The following is a 16,398-nucleotide window of genomic DNA, read 5'->3' on the forward strand; positions in this document are numbered from 1 at the left end:
TCAGCCCCGCGCGAAGGCGCTCGCGTCGGGCAGGCCGCTGCCCGACGTGTCCACCCCCAGGGTGTGCAAGAGGCCCGAGAAGATGTCCGCCTCGTTGGAGGACACCTTGCCCGGCTCGGGCGCGCCCGTACGGGGATCGAAGCCGTAGGTCAGGGTGGTGAGGGGATCCACGCCGCCCAGCACCGTGTTGCCCCGGAGCATCGGCGAGAGCAGCAACACCCCGTTGTTGAGGTCGTGCCCGGAGCCGAACTCGGCGGCGTTCGCGGTGCGCGTGCGCGTGCGCGTGCGCCCGAAGTCCGTGGCCACGTAGATGAGCGTGCGATCCCACATGCTCTCGCCCGAGTCGTCGAAGGGCTCGGCCTTGAGCAGCTCGATGAGCTTGTCCACCACGCCCATCACCCGCGCCCACATGAAGGCCTGGCCCGTGCGGTGATCGTTGTGGCTGATGTCGAAGGCCAGGGGCGGGTTGGCGATGCCCACCGGCCCACCCACCACCACGTTGAACGAGGGCCCCAGCGTCACCGACACCGACACCCGGTACTTGAGCAGCAGGAACGCCATGGCCGCCTGGCCCTGGATGGGATCCGTGAAGTACTCGGGGAACACCTCGCGCAGCCGCGCCCCGTCCGGGGAGCTGTCCAGCCCGTACTCGGTGAGGGGGATGCGCGGGGGCGTGTCGGGCAGGATGTTGAGCCGGGTGATGAGATCCTTCATCTCCAGGGCGGGCTGTCCGACGATGCGCTGCTCGTTCCAGCGCTGGAGCGCCGGGGCGTTGTCGAACGTCTGGCCGAAGACCGAGCGCGAGTCGAGCGCGTTGCGTGTCCCGCGGGCCAGCGCCAGCACGTCGCGCGGGGGCGCGTCCTTGATGCCCTTGCCCCCATCGAGCCCCAACGGCCAGAGCGACGGATTGGCCACCACCTCGCCGAAGCAGTGCGCGGGCAGCGCGTCGTCCGTGCCCCGCTCGGAGTAGCCGCCCGCGGCCATGTTGACGTTGGGAATGGCGAAGCCGGCGCCGTATTGCAGGGCCATGCACTCCTGCAGCGTACGGCCGCGCCAGATGGCGTTGCCCGTGAGGCTGCGCTTCTGCGCGATGGCGTGGTTCACCGAGGTGCCCACGGTGGTGGCCACCAGCATCGTGTCCTTGTGCTTCTTCACGAAGGGGAGCTGATCCGTCTTCACCGGGATGGGGATGCTGCCGAGCTTGCGGCTGTCCACCTTCACCGCGCGGAAGGGCGAGCCCGGCACGTCCTGCACCTGGGCGTCCGGGAAGGTGTTGAGCGTGGCGGCGTTGGCGCCGGCCTCGGAGCCGCGCACCGCGAGCATGCCATCGACGATGGAGGCGCCGCCCGTGGCGCCCACGACGATGAGGAAGCGGGGTTTGCCGTCGAGCCGGGCCGTGCGCTGGCCGCCCAGTCGCTCGAGCCGCTCGGGCGTGACGAGTGAATCCCGGCACCCGGTGAGGACCGTGCCGAGCGTCGAGGAGCCCGCCGCGCACAGGGTCAACGCCTTGAGGAGTTCCCGGCGCGAGAGCCGGCCGTTATCGCGAAGTGACATGGCGTGTGCTCCCTAGAAGAAGATGGATTCGGTGGAGGAGAGGACGACGAAGCAGGCCGCCTTCATCCAGTCCTGGCCGGGCGTCGTGCTGCCCGTGCCCTCGATGTCGGTGGCGAGCTGGAGCAGCGCCGTCCGCTCGGCGTCCGAGGGATCCCGCAGGAGCCCCCGCTGGTAGAGCGCGGTGACGGCGTCCCGGACGGCCGGGCCCTCGCGCTCGGCCAGCCGGCCCCGGGCATCCAGCGCGATGTCCTTGAAGATGACGGCGGCCGAGGGCGTGGCGACATCCCGCGACACCCGCTGGACACAGGCCGTCAGGGCCACGCGATCCACGGCGATGGGGGTCGTCACGCCCGAGGCGGACAGGGGCTCGTACAGACTGCCCTCGTACGGGTCCACGCCCCCGAGCGTCACCGTGTGCACGAACGAGGTACAGGGGTACTGGCCCAGCTCGTTGCACAGCTGCGCCACGGGCAGCGACAGCGCGGCCGCGAAGTCGTTGGCCAGGCGCTCGGCGCCCTTGAAGCGCGGGTTGTTGCGCGTGGAGCGGGCCACGCCGCCCCCCGGCGGTGGGGTCGGCGGCGGGGGCGTCTCCGGCGTGGGCGTGCCCGTGTCGGGCAGGGGCGGCGGCCCGGCGCCGTCCTCGGGCGGCCGGGCGGAGGAGCACGCGGTGAGCACGCAGAGGGCCGACAGGCACATCACTCGCAGGGGATCACGGCGCACCGTAGGCCTCCGTCCGGATCAGATCGTGGAGCATGCGCTGCACGCGGTACTGGTGGATGTCCTTGAAGCGCTTCCAGGTGGTGACGAACTCGGCGTTCTCCTCGGCCGTGGGCGCGTGGCCCACCAGGAGCTTCCAGTAGTCGCGCACGGCGGCGATGGCGAACGCGTCGCTGTTGGCGCCCAGCTCCGCCCACTCGCGCAGGTCGTTCACAGGCTGGCCGAAGAGGTAGCCCTTCTCGGGCGTCTGGGTGATGGTGGGCGAGACGGTGCTGAAGTAGCGCTCGAGCCGGTGGGTCACGTAGCTCGCCGAGGTGTTGCTCCCGGCCCCCAGGACGAGGCCCTGGTAGTTGCGGAAGGGGTAGCTCAGGGGATCCAACGTCGCGTGGCAGGCGGCGCAGGCCTCGGCCTTCACGCCCTTGGCGTCATAGTCCCGGGGCTCGCCGGGGATGCTGAACAGGCCCTCCTGCTTGGCGATGTCCAGACCGAGGTAGGCGCGGTAGCTCTGCGAGGCGGCGTTGCGCGGCAGCGCGGTGAACATCACGAACGTCACCAGGCTCCAGGCCGAGGTGAGGTTGCCCGCGCGGTGCGCCTCGTCCACCCGCTGCGAGGGCAGGGTGGGGGCCTGCACGTAGCGCGTGGGGTCGGACTGCCGGCGCACGAAGTACTTCGCCGTCATCACGTCGCGCGCGTCATGGTCGTCCAGCTGCGCGTAGGCATAGAGGGCGTAGTCGTCGTCGTAGTCCGCCAGGGGGATGGGCCCGGCGTTCTCGCCCGATTTGATCGAGCCCACGGGGCGGATCTTCGGGTGGGCCAGCCGCCACACCTGTCCGTCCTTGCCGCGCCAGAACTCGCTCTGGGTGCAGCGCTCCAGCTCCGCGTCGAGCCGCGCGAGCCGCTCCTCCGAGCCCAGCGTCTGGAAGTCCTTGAGCTGGGCGTACGTGGGCGACTGGCCGCAGAAGTCGAGCAGCAGTCGCCGGTAGGCGAAGCGCGCGTCATAGCGGCACACGTCGTACTGGGGATTCTGGCCCGCCACGCAGCCGCCCCCCGGGTCCTGGGGGAAGCTGGTGGCGTCGGCGGGCAGGGTGCCGCGCTGGAGCTCCACGAGGTTCGTCACGCCATCGCCATCGGCGTCCAGGGCCTCGATGGCCCGGAGCGCGGCGGGGAGCGCGGCGGCGTAGTCACTGTCCGAGAGCGGCCGGGGCACGCCAGGCGCCAGGTGCGGCTCCAGCTGGGCCCCATAGGCGTTGCGCTGCGGCGGCGCCACGTGACAGTAGGTGCACGCCGGCTGCTGCCCGGTACAGGTCGGCGCGGACGGGTAGGTGGCGCAGAAGACGCCACCGGCGGGAGGCTTGGCGTGGGCCCCTCCCGCCAGACAGAGCACGGCCCCTAGAATGAGTCGTCGAAGCACGAGGTCCTCTTCGGGAGTGGATGAACCCCCACCGCTTGGACACCGCGGGGGCCCCGGAACGCAAACGCGCTCCACCATTTTTCCGAAGAACCCATGACATCCCCTCGTGCCCGAGGGCATCCGTCATGGGTCGTGTAGGACTGTCACTTCACGTACGGCCCGTCGGTGCCCCTCCTGCCAGGCGCGGGGTTGCCTGGAAGGTCGAGCACGCTCGCGGTCAGGATGTCGGCGGGGATGCCGCGGCGCGGCCCGTGAGGGGGTCGCAGCCGTAGAAGCGCTGGAGTTCCTCGTAGAGGTCCGGGGTCTTCTCGCGCATCTGCCGGGGCTTCTCGAAGAAGGACTCGGTGGCCACGGCGAAGAACTCCGCCTCGTTGACGCCGCCGTAGTCGTCCAGGACCTGACGCTCCCGGGCGCGGCCCTCGCGCAGCTGGTGGAAGTGGATGTCCATCACCCGGGTCCACGCCGCGTAGTGGGAGAAGCGGCGCAGCTCCGGCGTGCCATCGAAGGAGCCATCCTCGCGATCCAGCACATGGGCGAACTCGTGCGTGGCCGTGGAGTGGCCATCGTGCGGATTGCTCAGGCCGGCCACCACGGACTTCCACGAGAGGATGACGGTGCCCCAGTGCTTCGCTTCGCCGAGCACCACGCCCGTGCGGTCCGGAAGCCGGAAGGCGTCCGGGTAGACGATGATCTCGCGCAGGTGATCGTAATAGGAGAGGTCCAGGTAGAGCACCAGCCGCACCGCCGTGGCCGCCACCACCACCCGCACCTCGTCGGTGAGGGTGAAGCCGCCCGCGCTGATGAACTCCTTCTCCCAGACGAAGAGCTTGAGCATCTCCAGGAAGCGCTCGCGCGGCTCCGGCTCCAGGTTCCGCACGAAGGGGAAGTAGCGCTCCAGGTAGGGAAGCCACTCGGGAGGAAAGGGAAGGCGGCTCAGGGAACGGCGCCGCCACGCGCGCAAGAGGCCCATCGTCTACTCCGCGTTGAGGTTGGCGAGGGTGAAGGCACGCAACGCGGCGTGGAGCCGGGCGGACACCTGCTCGTAGGTGGCCTGGGCCTCGGGCGTCTCGAAGTACTGGTCGTTCCACGAGCCCATGCCCCCGAAGACATCGGCCAGGGCACACGCGAGCAGCCCCCGCAGCGTGTCCTCGGCGGGGTGGAACTGCTCGAAGTGTGTGAGCAACCGCAGCTTGCGGCCGAGGATCTCCGAGGCATGGTCGCTGAAGCCCGCGGCCACCACCGCCGCGCGCAGCACCTCCACGCGCTCGTCGGACAGCCGCTCGTCGGACAGCCGCCACGCGTCCGTCTCGAGCACGAAGCGCGCGAGCTTGAAGGCCTCGGCGAAGGGGGACTGTTCCTTCTGGGCGAAGGCCTGCGCCTCGCGCAGGGCGATGACGAACGCCTCGCGCTCCGCGCCGGGGGACGGCACGGGGGTGAGCCGCTCCGGCGGCACCTGCTCGAGCTCCTGGAAGCGCAGCACCTGGTAGCCTTCTTCCTCCTCCTGGAGGAGCAGCTGCTCCTCGGGCGGGACGAAGCCCTGGTCCTGGGCCCGCGCCTCCTCGTAGGTGGAGCGCACGAGCGCGCGCTGGGCCTCGGGAATGACGGGCGCGGCCCCATGACCCTGGCAGATGCCCTGCCATTGCCGCATCAGGTGGTCCACGGAGAGGTTCCAGAAGTCCTCGGGATCGCGCAGCAGCCGGTCCCGCGCGCCCGCCGCGTCGAACTCGTCCGCGTCCTCGGAGAAGCGGTTGAGGTTGAAGTGCTCGGCGACGCGCTCCCAGATCTTCCGCGCGAAGGGCTGCGCGTCCACCAGCGCCACGAAGTCCAGGCCCGTGGCCCTGCTCGACAAGGAGAGGGCCTTGGAGGAGGGGATGAACTCCTGCTGCCGCTCCACGCCGAGCATCATGCGATCCAGGAAGTCCGGATCGTTCATGCGGAACAAGGGGCGCAGGGTGTCGGACACGCTCTCGCGGGCGTCCAGGCGGCGCAGGGTCCGCTGGAGCTCGGCGAGCAGATCATTGCCCAGGAAGTCGAGCACGCTCGCGCCCTCCTCGGAGCGGAGGTAGTCCTCCAGCCCGGCCGCCGTGACGGGCGCGCGGTGGTTCAAGGCGTTGGACTCGGAGAGTTCCCGGGCCAGGGCCTCGCGCACGGCGTCCGGGTGGGGCTGCTGGCGGATGAACTCCACCCACTGCGCGGGCGTGATGGCGTGGCGGCGGCTGTTCACCGTCTCCAGCGCGTAGACCGAGAGCACGCCGCGCACGCGGACCGCCAGCCCCAGGCCCCGGGTATTGGCGAACGCGGCGGCCATGTGTTCGGGCAGGCCCTCGGCGGAGAAGGCCCCGAGGTCCACCACACGCGACTCCACGGCGGCCTCCAGGCCGAGCGCCTCGCGCCAGGCGGACAGGGGCAGCTCGCGGCCGTCGCGCAGACGGGCGCCGATGGAGTACGTCTTGGGCACGGCGAGCGCGCGCACGCTCCAGCCCGGGCCCAGCTCGTTCTCGAAACGGGTGAGGGCGTCCTCCCACCGGGGGGCGTCCACCTTGAAGAGCAACCGCACCCAGGCCAGCACCAGCTCGTCAGTGTTCATGTCTCGAACGCCCCTCCCAGGGCCGCGCATTGTAGGGAAGGGGCCGGGCAAGTCACTGTCAGAGTTCGAGCCCCAACTGCCCGTCCGGGGGGTCGTCCCCGTCTCCCGTCAGGTTGGACAGGGTGAGCCCGAGCAACCGGATGCCCTGCGTGACGGGCTCGAGCGGCGCCAGCAGCTCCAGCCCGGTGGCCAGGAGCGTCTCCCGGTCGGCGATGGGCGCGGGGAGCGTGCGGGCCCGGGTGACCTGCCGGAAGTCGGCGTAGCGCAGCTTGAGCGTCACCGTGCGCCCGGCGAGCCCCTGCCGGGCGCAGTGGCCCGCGACGGCATCCGCCGCGGGCAGCAGCCCCGCGACCAGCGCCTCGTGCTCCACGAGGTCCTCCGGGAAGGTGCTCTCCGAGCCCACGGACTTGCGCGGCCGGTCGGCCCGGACGGGGCGGTGATCGATGCCCCGCGCGGCGAGGTGGTAGTACTCGCCGGCCTTGCCGAAGTGCTCCTGGAGGAAGGCGAGGTCGCGCGCGCGCAGGTCCGCGCCGGTGAAGATGCCGAGCTTGTGCATGCGCGCGGCGGTGACGGGCCCCACGCCGTGGAAGCGACCGATGGGCAGGGCCTCGACGAAGGCCGGACCCTTCCGGGGCGTGACGACACACAACCCATCGGGTTTGTTCTGATCCGAGGCGAGCTTGGCGAGGAACTTGTTGTAGGAGACGCCGGCCGAGGCGGTGAGGCCCGTCTCCTGGCGGATGCTCGCGCGGATGGCCTGGGCGATCGCCGTGGCGGTGAGGCCCGAGGCGCTGTCGGTGACGTCGAGGTAGGCCTCGTCCAGGGACAGGGGCTCGATGAGGGGCGTGTAGCGGGCGAAGATGTCGCGGATCTGCCGGGACACGGCTTTGTAGACGTCGAAGCGGGGCGGCACGAAGACGAGCGTGGGGCAGAGCCGGCGCGCGGTGGCCGAGGACATGGCCGAGCGCACCCCGAAGCGGCGCGCCTCGTAGCTCGCCGCGGCCACGACGCCGCGCTCGCGCGAGCCGCCCACGGCCAGGGGCAGGCCGCGCAGGGGAGGGTGATCCCGCTGCTCGACCGAGGCGTAGAAGGCATCCATGTCGATGTGGATGACCTTGCGCGGGGGAGGCGTCGGGGCGAGCGTCATGGAGGCGAGGCGCGGGGCGTATTATATCGGCCCCGTGCCTCCCGCCACCTCCCCGCGACCCTGGCTGCCCGTGTCCCCCGTGTTCCTGACGGCCTTGCTCGTGCTCGGAGGGTGCGCCCACACGCCCGGTCCGCGTGAGGAGGCCTCGGCCCCCGCCCCGGTCCGGGAGGACCCGCGACCGCCCGCCGAGGACGCCCCCCGGGCCGTGCTGACGCGCTTCCTGGATGGCGTGGAGGCGGGCGACTGGGAGGGGGCCTGGTCGCTGCTGAGCGCGCCCCTGCGCGCGCGCTACACGCCCGAGCGCCTGCACGAGGACTTCACGCGCGAGCCCCTGGCGGGCGAGCGGGTGCGGCGGGCGCGGCTCGTGGTGGCGGGCCCGGTGCGGCTGACGGCCACGGGCGCCGAGTTCCCCCTGGGCCCCGAGCGGGCGGTGCGGCTGGAGCGCGAGGCGGAGACGTACCGGGTGACCGGGCTCGAATGAGGACTCGTGCATCCGGGCGGTCGGGGGATTAGTGGAAGTTGACACTACCGGGGGCCGCTCGCTATTGCGCGCCGTGCCGAGGGACGTCCCCCACCCCCGGATTCAAGGATTCAGGTACCCCAGCATGAGCGTTTCCGAGAGCGACATCCTCGCGGCGATGTCGAAGGTGATGGACCCCGAGCTGCACATCGACCTGGTGAAGGCGGGGATGGTCAAGGACGTGCGCGTGGAGGGTGACAAGGCGCGGCTGAAGATCGAGCTGACCACGCCGGCCTGTCCCATGAAGGGGAAGATCCAGGCGGACGCGGAGGCGGCGCTCAAGGCGGTGCCGGGGCTCAAGACGTTCGACATCGAGTGGGGCGCCCAGGTGCGCTCGGCGCCCGCGGGCATGGGCGGCACGCCCGGCCAGGCGCTGCTGCCCCAGGTGAAGAACGTCATCCTGGTGGGGGCGGGCAAGGGCGGCGTGGGCAAGAGCACCGTGGCGGTCAACCTGGCCACGGCCCTGGCGCGCGAGGGCGCCAAGGTGGGCCTGCTCGACGCGGACTTCTACGGCCCCTCGGTGCCCCTGATGACGGGCATCACCGACAAGCCCACGAGCCCCGACGGCAAGACGCTCCTGCCCATGGAGAAGCACGGCCTCAAGGTGATGTCGATCGGCTTCCTCGTGGAGGCCGACCAGGCGCTCATCTGGCGCGGCCCCATGCTGCACGGCGCCCTGATGCAGCTGGTGCGCGACGTGCGCTGGGGCGAGCTGGACTACCTCATCCTCGACCTGCCCCCGGGCACGGGCGACGTGGCGCTGTCCCTGTCCCAGTCGGTGCGGGCCGCGGGCGCGGTGCTGGTGACCACGCCCCAGGACGTGGCGCTGGCGGACGTGGTGCGCGCCAAGCAGATGTTCGACAAGGTCCACATCCCGGTGCTCGGCATCGTGGAGAACATGAGCCAGTTCGTCTGCCCGAACTGCTCGCACGTCACGCCCATCTTCAACAAGGGCGGAGGCCACCGGGCCGCGCAGATGTTCTCCATCCCCTTCCTGGGAGAGATTCCCTTGGATCTGAAGATCCGCGAGGCGGGAGACGCGGGCCTGCCGGTGGTGCTCGGCGCGCCGGACAGCCCCGAGGCCCTGGCCTTCAGGACAATGGCGCGCAACATCGCGGGCCGGGTGTCCACCGAGAACATGCGGGTGGCGGTGAAGCTGCCGGTGGTACGCTAGAAGCGCAGATCACCCGCCCGAGGACCCCCGCTCATGAAGACCGACAAGGACCCCGCGACCGACTTCGACCCGCTCCTCGACGACGATCAGGAGCGAAGCGACGGGCGGGCGGGCTTCGTGCCCGAGTTCATGCGCAAGGTCGCCGTGGCGGGGCTGGGGGCCCTCTTCATGACGGAAGAGGGCCTGCGCGCCATGGCGGGCCAGCTCAAGCTGCCCAAGGAAGTGCTCGGCTACATCCTCGGCCAGGCGGAGAAGACCAAGGACGAGGTGGGCCGGGTCGTGTCCGAGGAGCTGCGGCGCTTCCTGCAATCGGAGAAGCTGCGCGACGAGGTGCTCAAGCTCCTGTCGGGCATGACGGTGGAGGTCAAGGCGCAGATCCGCCTGGTGCCCGCCGAGCGCGACGACAAGAAGGAGCCCCTGCGCACGGACGTGGCCATCCACGAATTGCGCACGCGCCGGGGGGGCAAGAAGTCCACGCCCAAGAAGGAATGACGACGGGATGACGGGAGTCACGCGGACCGGATGGCGCGAGCACCCGCTGCTCAAGCGCCTGCCGTTGCTGGTGTTGGCGGTGGTGGGCCTGTGGTGGTGGAGGAGCGGGGAAGTGCCCGAGCGCACCCTGGTGTGGCGGCTCGAGGGGCGCGACTGGAGCGCCATCCGCGCCATCGACGTGCAGGTGAAGGACGCCGAGGGCGAGGTCGTCGAGCGCGAGGTGCACACATTTACCCGCGCGCCGCCCGAGCGCCTCGTGGTCAAGGCGCACCTGCCGCCGGGAAGCTACGAGGTGTGGGTGTTCGCCCGCGAGGCGACGGGCCCCTCGCTTCCACCCCGAGTGGATCGGCTGTCGCTCGGAGACGAGGATCTCCTGGTGGAACGCGCACTGCGGCCCCCCGTGAATCGTTGACCGGTGGGGAGGGGGGGGCTATAGCCGCCCGGTCCTTCATTTACGGATTTACCGCGCGCGAGAGGTCACGAACGCCATGGCTACGGAACACGTCGTCGTCGTCGGGGCAGGGCAGATGGGGTCGGGCATCGCCCAGGTGGCGCTGCAGGCGGGCCTGCGGGTCACCCTGGTGGACGTCTCCGCCGAGGGGCTGGCCAAGGGCGCCGAGCGCATCCGCGGGGGCCTCAAGAAGCTCTTGGACAAGGGCAAGCTGGACGAGGCCCGCTTCAAGCTGGCCGAGGGCAACCTGGCCACCTCCACGAGCGCCGCGGACACCCGGGACGTGGACTTCGCCATCGAGGCGGTGACGGAGAACGAGCAGCTCAAGCGGCGCATCTTCGCGGAGCTCGACGCGGTGGTGAAGCCCGGCGGCATCCTCGCCACCAACACCTCGTCCATCTCCATCACCCGCATCGCCGCGGCCACCAGCCGCCCCGAGAACGTCATCGGCATGCACTTCATGAATCCGGTGCCGATCATGCAGCTCGTGGAGCTCATCCGGGGCGCGGCCACCTCGGACGCCACGTACCAGACCACGCGCGCGCTCTCCGAGAAGATGGGCAAGACGACGGTGGTGTCCAAGGACTTCCCGGGCTTCATCGTCAACCGCATCCTCATCCCCATGCTCAACGAGGCCTGCTTCGCGCTGATGGAGGGCGTGGGCTCGGTGGAGGACATCGACACGGCGATGAAGCTGGGCACCAACCAGCCCATGGGCCCGCTGCAGCTCGCGGACTTCATCGGCCTGGACACCGTGCTCTACATCGCCCAGGTGCTCCACGACGGGCTGGGTGACGACAAGTACCGGCCGAGCCCCCTGCTGCGTCAGTACGTGGACGCGGGCTGGTATGGCAAGAAGAGCGGTCGCGGTTTCTACAAGTACTGAGAGGAACATCCACCATGGCCTACGAGAACATCCGGCTGGACATCGAGGACACGCTCGCCGTCCTCACCATCGACCGCCCCAAGGCGCTCAACGCCCTCAACAGCAAGACGCTCCAGGAACTGGAGGCCGCGCTGCAGTCCCTGCCGGCCACGGCGCGCGCGCTCATCATCACCGGAGGCGGGGACAAGGCGTTCGTGGCGGGCGCGGACATCGCGGAGATGGCCTCCATCAGCGCCGCCCAGGCCCGGGAGTTCGGCGCCCTTGGCCACCGCGTCTTCCAGCTGCTCGAGCAGCTCGCCATCCCCACCCTTGCCGCGGTCAACGGCTTCGCGCTCGGCGGCGGGTGTGAGCTCGCCCTGGCGTGCGACCTCATCTACGCCTCGGAGAAGGCCAGGCTCGGTCTGCCCGAGGTGGGCCTGGGCGTGATCCCGGGCTTCGGTGGCACCCAGCGCCTCACGCGCGTGGTGGGCAAGATGCGCGCGAAGGAGCTCATCTTCACGGGCGATCGCCTGGATGCCGCCAAGGCCAAGGAGATCGGCCTCGTGCTGGAGGTGCTGCCGGCCGACCAGCTCCTGCCGCACTGCAAGGCGGTGGTGGCCAAGATGCTCAAGAATGGCCCGCTGGCCATCGCGCAGGCCAAGCGCGTCATCGAGTTCGGCGCGGATCAGGATCTGCGCGCGGCCAACGAGCTGGAGCGGCAGGGCTTCGCCGCGCTCTTCGGCTCCGAGGATCAGAAGGAAGGCATGAAGGCCTTCCTGGAGAAGCGCCCGGCGAGCTTCACCGGCCGCTAGGCCCCCGTCCCCCCTTCCTTACCCCCCAGGAGTGCCATGAACTTCGAGCTGAGCGACATCCAGCGTGAGATCCAGCGGGTGTGCCGCGAGTTCGCCGCGCGCGAACTGACCCCCAACGCCCGCAAGTGGGATGAGCACCACCAGTGGCCCACCGAGGCGATCAAGTCGCTCGCGGAGCTGTCGCTCCTGGGCGTGGCGGTGCCGGAGCAGCACGGCGGCGCGGGCCTGGACAACGTCTGCTACGCGCTCGCCATGGAGGAGATCAGCCGCGGCTGTGCCTCCACGGGCGTCATCATGAGCGTGAACAACTCGCTCTACTGCGATCCGGTGAGCAAGTACGGCACCGAGGCCCAGAAGGAGGAGTTCCTCACGCCCTACGCCCGGGGCGAGAAGCTCGGCTGCTTCGGCCTGACCGAGCCCGAGGCGGGCAGCGACGCGAGCGCCCAGAAGACCACGGCGGTGCGCAAGGGTGACGAGTTCATCATCAACGGCTCGAAGAACTGGATCACCAACGGCCCCAAGGCGGACGCCATCGTGCTGTTCACGATGACGAACAAGGAAGCGGGCAACAAGGGCATCACCGCCTTCGTCGTGCCCACCAACACCCCGGGCTTCATCCGGGCCGAGCCCGACAAGAAGATGGGCATCAGCGCGGCGCACTCGTGCAGCATGTTCTTCGAGGACATGCGCGTGCCGGCCAAGAACATCCTCGGCAAGGAGGGCGATGGCTTCCGCGTGGCCATGAGCACGCTGGACGGCGGCCGCATCGGCATCGCGTCCCAGGCGCTCGGCATCGCGCGCGCGGCGTTCGAGGAGGCGGTGCGCTACTCGGGTGAGCGCAAGACGTTCGGCAAGGCCATCCGCGAGCACCAGGCCATCCAGTTCATGATCGCCGACATGGCCACGGAGATCGACGCGGCGCGACTGCTCGTGCTGCGCGCGGCGCTGCTCAAGGATCAGGGCGTGCGCCACTCCACCGAGAGCGCCATGGCCAAGCTCTACGCGAGCGAGATGGCCAGCCGCGTGGCCAACAAGGCCCTGCAGGTGCACGGCGGCATGGGCTACTCCAAGGAGATGGACGTGGAGCGGCACGTGCGCGACGCGCGCATCACGGAGATCTACGAGGGGACGAGCGAGATCCAGCGCATCGTCATCGCCGCCAACCTGTTGAAGGAGTAGGAGCCGCCGTCGCCATGAAGCATTCCTCCATCGCACTGGCCGTGGTGCTGGCCTCGGGCCTCGCGCTGGCGCAAGGCCCGGCCTCGGGCAAGAAGGCCGCGACCCCCGCCCCGACGAAGCAGGCCGCGTCCGTCCCCGAGGCCGCCCCCGCGGAGAAGAAGTCCGCCGCGCCCACCCGGCCGCCGCCGCCGGACATCAACCGGCTGCCCTTCACCCCGGACACCATCCGCGAGGTGATGCAGTACCACGCGCAAGACATCCAGGAGTGCTACGAGGAAGTGCTGGCGCTCAAGGGCAGCACGGTGGAGGAGGGGCGCATCCTGACCACCTTCACCATCTCCCCGGATGGCTTCGTGCGGGACGCGAAGGTGGCCAAGGCGGGCACCACGCTCAAGAACGAGCGGCTCAACCAGTGCGTGGTGAACGTGCTGACGGGCATCAACTTCCCGCCCCCGCCGGACAAGCGCGCCTACCCCATCGAGTACCCGTTCAACCTCAAGGCCATCAAGTAGGACGCCCCCGTGAACCTCGAGCTCTCCGAGACCCAGACGCTCATCCGCGACACCGCGCGCCAGTTCGCCCGGGAGCGGGTGGCCCCGCATGCGACCCGCTTCGATCGGGAGGAGCACTTCTCGCCCGAGCTGTACCGGGAATTGGCCGCGCTCGGGCTCATGGGGGTGAACATCCCCGCGAAGTACGGCGGCGCCGAGGCGGGCGTGCTGGCCTACTCGCTGGCGATGATGGAGATGTCCGCCGCGTGCGCCTCCACGTCGGTGACCATGGCCGTCACCAACATGTGCGCCGAGCTCATCAACACCTACGGCACCGAGGCCCAGCGCGAGAAGTTCGTCACGCGGCTGACGTCGGGTGAGGCCATCGCGGGCTCGTTCGCCCTGTCCGAGTCCCACGCGGGCTCGGATCCGCGCGCCATGCGCACCACGGCGGTGCGGCGTGGGGACACGTGGGTGCTCAACGGCAGCAAGCAGTGGATCACCTCGGGTGCGTACGCCGGGGTGATGGTGGTGTGGGCCCAGACGGGAGGGCAGGGGAGCAAGGGCATCTCCGCCTTCATCGTGGAGGGCGGCACCCCCGGGCTGCACGTGGGCAAGCACGAGGACAAGATGGGCCTGCGCGCGTCCAACACCGTGGCGCTCACCTTCGAGGACTGCGCCATTCCCGCGAGCAACCTCCTGGGCAAGGAGGGCGACGGCTTCAAGCTGGCGATGATCGCGCTGGATGGCGGGCGCATCGGCATCGCCTCGCAGGCGTGCGGCGTGGCCCGGGCGGCGCTGGAGGCCAGCGTGCGCTACTCCAAGGACCGCAAGGCCTTTGGCCAGCCCATTGGCGACTTCCAGGGCCTGCGCTTCATGATGGCCAACATGGCCATGGAGATCCAGGCGGCGGAGCTGCTCACCTGGCGCGCGGCGGCCCTCAAGGAACAGGGCCAGCCCTTCACCCGCGAGGCCTCCATGGCCAAGCTCTTCGCGAGCGAGATGTCCAACCGCGTGGTGGACAAGGCGGTGCAGATCCACGGCGGCTACGGCTACATCGACGAGTTCCCCGTGGAGCGCTACTTCCGCGACGCGCGCGTGCAGACCATCTACGAGGGCACCAGCGAGGTGCAGCGCCTGGTCATCGCCCGCGAGACGTTCAAGCTGCTCGACTAGGGGGAGCGCCATGCTCAAGCGGCTGCGACTCAAGGACTTCAAGAGCTTCGTGGATGAAGAAGTCCCCCTCGCGCCGTTGACGCTGCTGCTCGGGGCCAACGCCTCGGGCAAGAGCAACTTCCTGGACGCACTGCAGTTCCTGCACGCCAACTCCTTCGATCTCAACCTGGAGCAGCTCCTCAACGGCGACCAGCGAGCCTCACCGGACGCCTGGCGAGGCCTTAGAGGCGGCGCATCCGAAGCAGCGCGCTCTGGGGCATCGCGGTTCACAATCGAGAGCGACTGGGACGGGACGGTTGAGGATTACGAGCTTTCGCGTGACACGGGGCAGACGCTCCCCGGTATTCCATACTTCGTACTCACCCATCGCATGACGTGCCGGACAGTTCCTCACCCGTTGTTGGAAGAGGAGAGCCTGACCCGAGATGGGAGCACAGCCAGGACAGGCGCACTCAAAGGCGACCGTATTGAGATAGCAGTGCCCCCTGGATGGCATTCCGATGGAGACAACACTCAAACACGATTGCTCAGCGCGAACCGGAGTGTGTTCGCAGGATTCAATCAGTCAGCACGCACTGGATATTTAGCGCTTTGGTCTACGGTGCTGGACTTGTTCTTTTCCAGAATTGAGTTCCTGAATATTCAGCCCTCGGCGATGCGCGACTACGGCAAGAAGAGCGCGCCTCTTGGGGAAGAAGGACGGAACCTCTCGGGAGTCCTTGCTCGGCTTTGCGAGGAGCCCGACACCAAGCGCGCCCTCGTCGATTGGATGATGGAGTTCTGCGCTCCGGAAATCGCCGACATTGATTTCGTCGAGGTCAAGGAACTCGGCGACGTCATGGCCATGTTCGTCGAGAAGGGCGGTCGGCGTGTCTCGGCGCGAAGCGCTTCGGATGGAACGCTTCGATTCCTAGGCATGTTGCTGGCACTCAGGCTCGCCCCCAATGGCTCGGTTCTCCTTCTGGAGGAAATTGATTCGGGGTTGCACCCGACCCGAATCCGCCTCCTGGTCGAGTACCTGGAGACAGTGACGCGCGAGCGCGGCATCCAGGTCATCGCCACCACGCACTCGCCCGTCATCCTCCAGTGGCTGAACGAGAAGACCCTGCGCGACAGCCTCGTCTTTGGCCGGGTCCCCGATCATGAGGGCACGCTCGTGAGGCGCCTGGGTGACCTGCCGCACTTCAACGAAGTCGCCCAGCACAAGAGCATCGAGGAACTGTTCACCACGGGCTGGTTGGAGATGGCCCTTTGAAGGTGCTCGTCATTCCCGAGGACCCGTCGCTCGACCAGTACATCCTCAAGCCCATCGTCGAGCGGCTCCTGGCGGACCTCGGGAAGCACGCACGGGTCCAGATCCTGTCGCGGCCTCGACTTCGCGGCGTCGATCAGGCTCTGGACGCCGACACGATCGCCGACATCGTCCGGACCTACCCCATGGTGGACCTCTTCCTGATCCTCGTGGACCGCGATGGCCACCCCAAGCGTCAGGACCGGGCCACCGCCCTGGAGAGCGCCCATCATGGCCTGTTCGTCTGCCTCGCCATCGAGGAACTCGAGGTCTGGATGCTCGCGGCCCACCGGGACTCACTGAGTGCCCCCTGGAGCGAAATTCGGCGGGAGCCGCATCCCAAGGAGCGCTACGCCCACCCATTTCTCGCCGAGCGGGCTCCCAAGCTCGACCCAGGTCAAGGTCGCGCCTGGGCGATGCGCGCCCTGGCCGGCAAGTGGCAGGGCGTCTTGAGCGCGTGCGAAGAACTCGAGACCCTCAAGCACCGGCTTCACGCGTGGATACAGTCACCGCGGGAGCGCGCGTAGGTCG

Annotated in this window: 17 protein-coding genes; 11 read left to right on the top strand and 6 right to left on the bottom strand. The window is 69.4% G+C overall.

Annotation, left to right across the window (positions count from 1 at the left end; all coding sequences use genetic code 11):
* From I3V78_RS22435 to dinB, 6 genes are all read right to left on the bottom strand, one after another.
* On the bottom strand, window positions 1-1,554 hold the full coding sequence (locus I3V78_RS22435) for a hypothetical protein (protein WP_204490494.1): 1,554 nt from the start codon (window positions 1,552-1,554) through the stop codon (window positions 1-3).
* 12 nt (window positions 1,555-1,566) lie between these two features.
* On the bottom strand, window positions 1,567-2,274 hold the full coding sequence (locus tag I3V78_RS22440) for a hypothetical protein (protein ID WP_204490495.1): 708 nt from the start codon (window positions 2,272-2,274) through the stop codon (window positions 1,567-1,569).
* Window positions 2,264-3,682: a hypothetical protein gene (locus I3V78_RS22445; protein WP_204490496.1), complete on the bottom strand. Its 1,419-nt coding sequence runs from the start codon at window positions 3,680-3,682 to the stop codon at window positions 2,264-2,266. The genes I3V78_RS22440 and I3V78_RS22445 overlap by 11 nt, the downstream gene beginning before the upstream one ends.
* A gap of 217 nt (window positions 3,683-3,899) precedes the next feature.
* Window positions 3,900-4,652, bottom strand: a complete 753-nt coding sequence (locus tag I3V78_RS22450; RefSeq protein ID WP_204490497.1) for a M90 family metallopeptidase — start codon at window positions 4,650-4,652, stop codon at window positions 3,900-3,902.
* Window positions 4,653-4,655: 3 nt separating this feature from the next.
* The gene (locus I3V78_RS22455; RefSeq protein ID WP_204490498.1) at window positions 4,656-6,269 is read right to left on the bottom strand and encodes a hypothetical protein; all 1,614 of its coding nucleotides are present in this window, start codon (window positions 6,267-6,269) and stop codon (window positions 4,656-4,658) included.
* A 58-nt stretch (window positions 6,270-6,327) separates the two neighbouring features.
* A complete protein-coding gene (gene dinB / locus I3V78_RS22460) occupies window positions 6,328-7,416 on the bottom strand; it encodes a DNA polymerase IV (protein ID WP_204490499.1) in 1,089 nt (362 codons plus the stop codon).
* A gap of 34 nt (window positions 7,417-7,450) precedes the next feature.
* Between dinB and I3V78_RS22465 the strand changes: the two genes are divergently transcribed.
* From I3V78_RS22465 to I3V78_RS22515, 11 genes are all read left to right on the top strand, one after another.
* Window positions 7,451-7,897, top strand: coding sequence for a hypothetical protein (locus tag I3V78_RS22465; RefSeq protein ID WP_204490500.1), 447 nt, complete (start codon window positions 7,451-7,453; stop codon window positions 7,895-7,897).
* A gap of 124 nt (window positions 7,898-8,021) precedes the next feature.
* A complete protein-coding gene (locus I3V78_RS22470; protein WP_204490501.1) occupies window positions 8,022-9,110 on the top strand; it encodes an Mrp/NBP35 family ATP-binding protein in 1,089 nt (362 codons plus the stop codon).
* A gap of 33 nt (window positions 9,111-9,143) precedes the next feature.
* On the top strand, window positions 9,144-9,602 hold the full coding sequence (locus I3V78_RS22475; protein ID WP_204490502.1) for a hypothetical protein: 459 nt from the start codon (window positions 9,144-9,146) through the stop codon (window positions 9,600-9,602).
* A 7-nt stretch (window positions 9,603-9,609) separates the two neighbouring features.
* On the top strand, window positions 9,610-10,014 hold the full coding sequence (locus tag I3V78_RS22480) for a hypothetical protein (RefSeq protein ID WP_204490503.1): 405 nt from the start codon (window positions 9,610-9,612) through the stop codon (window positions 10,012-10,014).
* A 76-nt stretch (window positions 10,015-10,090) separates the two neighbouring features.
* Complete coding sequence (locus tag I3V78_RS22485) at window positions 10,091-10,939, top strand: 3-hydroxyacyl-CoA dehydrogenase NAD-binding domain-containing protein (RefSeq protein WP_204490504.1); 849 nt, start codon at window positions 10,091-10,093, stop codon at window positions 10,937-10,939.
* A gap of 14 nt (window positions 10,940-10,953) precedes the next feature.
* The gene (locus I3V78_RS22490; RefSeq protein WP_204490505.1) at window positions 10,954-11,730 is read left to right on the top strand and encodes an enoyl-CoA hydratase-related protein; all 777 of its coding nucleotides are present in this window, start codon (window positions 10,954-10,956) and stop codon (window positions 11,728-11,730) included.
* A gap of 36 nt (window positions 11,731-11,766) precedes the next feature.
* Window positions 11,767-12,909 (top strand): acyl-CoA dehydrogenase family protein, encoded by a 1,143-nt coding sequence (locus tag I3V78_RS22495; RefSeq protein ID WP_204490506.1) that lies wholly within the window; start codon window positions 11,767-11,769, stop codon window positions 12,907-12,909.
* A 14-nt stretch (window positions 12,910-12,923) separates the two neighbouring features.
* Window positions 12,924-13,421 carry an AgmX/PglI C-terminal domain-containing protein gene (locus I3V78_RS22500; protein ID WP_204490507.1) on the top strand — a complete coding sequence of 166 codons (498 nt, stop codon included), beginning with the start codon at window positions 12,924-12,926 and terminating at the stop codon, window positions 13,419-13,421.
* A 9-nt stretch (window positions 13,422-13,430) separates the two neighbouring features.
* A complete protein-coding gene (locus I3V78_RS22505; RefSeq protein ID WP_204490508.1) occupies window positions 13,431-14,576 on the top strand; it encodes an acyl-CoA dehydrogenase family protein in 1,146 nt (381 codons plus the stop codon).
* 10 nt (window positions 14,577-14,586) lie between these two features.
* Window positions 14,587-15,831, top strand: coding sequence for an AAA family ATPase (locus tag I3V78_RS22510; protein WP_204490509.1), 1,245 nt, complete (start codon window positions 14,587-14,589; stop codon window positions 15,829-15,831).
* A complete protein-coding gene (locus I3V78_RS22515) occupies window positions 15,828-16,394 on the top strand; it encodes a hypothetical protein (RefSeq protein ID WP_204490510.1) in 567 nt (188 codons plus the stop codon). The genes I3V78_RS22510 and I3V78_RS22515 overlap by 4 nt, the downstream gene beginning before the upstream one ends.
* Window positions 16,395-16,398 lie beyond the last annotated feature (4 nt).

It is taken from the genome of Archangium primigenium, from assembly GCF_016904885.1.
Classification (GTDB): domain Bacteria; phylum Myxococcota; class Myxococcia; order Myxococcales; family Myxococcaceae; genus Cystobacter; species Cystobacter primigenius.

What these genes read in the sequence shown, in the direction of transcription:
- I3V78_RS22435 (WP_204490494.1), bottom strand. Translation starts at nt 1,554, where the DNA reads ATGTCACTTCGCGATAACGGCCGGCTCTCGCGCCGGGAACTCCTCAAG.
- I3V78_RS22450 (WP_204490497.1), bottom strand. Translation starts at nt 4,652, where the DNA reads ATGGGCCTCTTGCGCGCGTGGCGGCGCCGTTCCCTGAGCCGCCTTCCC.
- I3V78_RS22455 (WP_204490498.1), bottom strand. Translation starts at nt 6,269, where the DNA reads ATGAACACTGACGAGCTGGTGCTGGCCTGGGTGCGGTTGCTCTTCAAG.
- dinB (WP_204490499.1), bottom strand. Translation starts at nt 7,416, where the DNA reads ATGACGCTCGCCCCGACGCCTCCCCCGCGCAAGGTCATCCACATCGAC.
- I3V78_RS22470 (WP_204490501.1), top strand. Translation starts at nt 8,022, where the DNA reads ATGAGCGTTTCCGAGAGCGACATCCTCGCGGCGATGTCGAAGGTGATG.
- I3V78_RS22475 (WP_204490502.1), top strand. Translation starts at nt 9,144, where the DNA reads ATGAAGACCGACAAGGACCCCGCGACCGACTTCGACCCGCTCCTCGAC.
- I3V78_RS22480 (WP_204490503.1), top strand. Translation starts at nt 9,610, where the DNA reads ATGACGGGAGTCACGCGGACCGGATGGCGCGAGCACCCGCTGCTCAAG.
- I3V78_RS22485 (WP_204490504.1), top strand. Translation starts at nt 10,091, where the DNA reads ATGGCTACGGAACACGTCGTCGTCGTCGGGGCAGGGCAGATGGGGTCG.
- I3V78_RS22490 (WP_204490505.1), top strand. Translation starts at nt 10,954, where the DNA reads ATGGCCTACGAGAACATCCGGCTGGACATCGAGGACACGCTCGCCGTC.
- I3V78_RS22495 (WP_204490506.1), top strand. Translation starts at nt 11,767, where the DNA reads ATGAACTTCGAGCTGAGCGACATCCAGCGTGAGATCCAGCGGGTGTGC.
- I3V78_RS22500 (WP_204490507.1), top strand. Translation starts at nt 12,924, where the DNA reads ATGAAGCATTCCTCCATCGCACTGGCCGTGGTGCTGGCCTCGGGCCTC.
- I3V78_RS22510 (WP_204490509.1), top strand. Translation starts at nt 14,587, where the DNA reads ATGCTCAAGCGGCTGCGACTCAAGGACTTCAAGAGCTTCGTGGATGAA.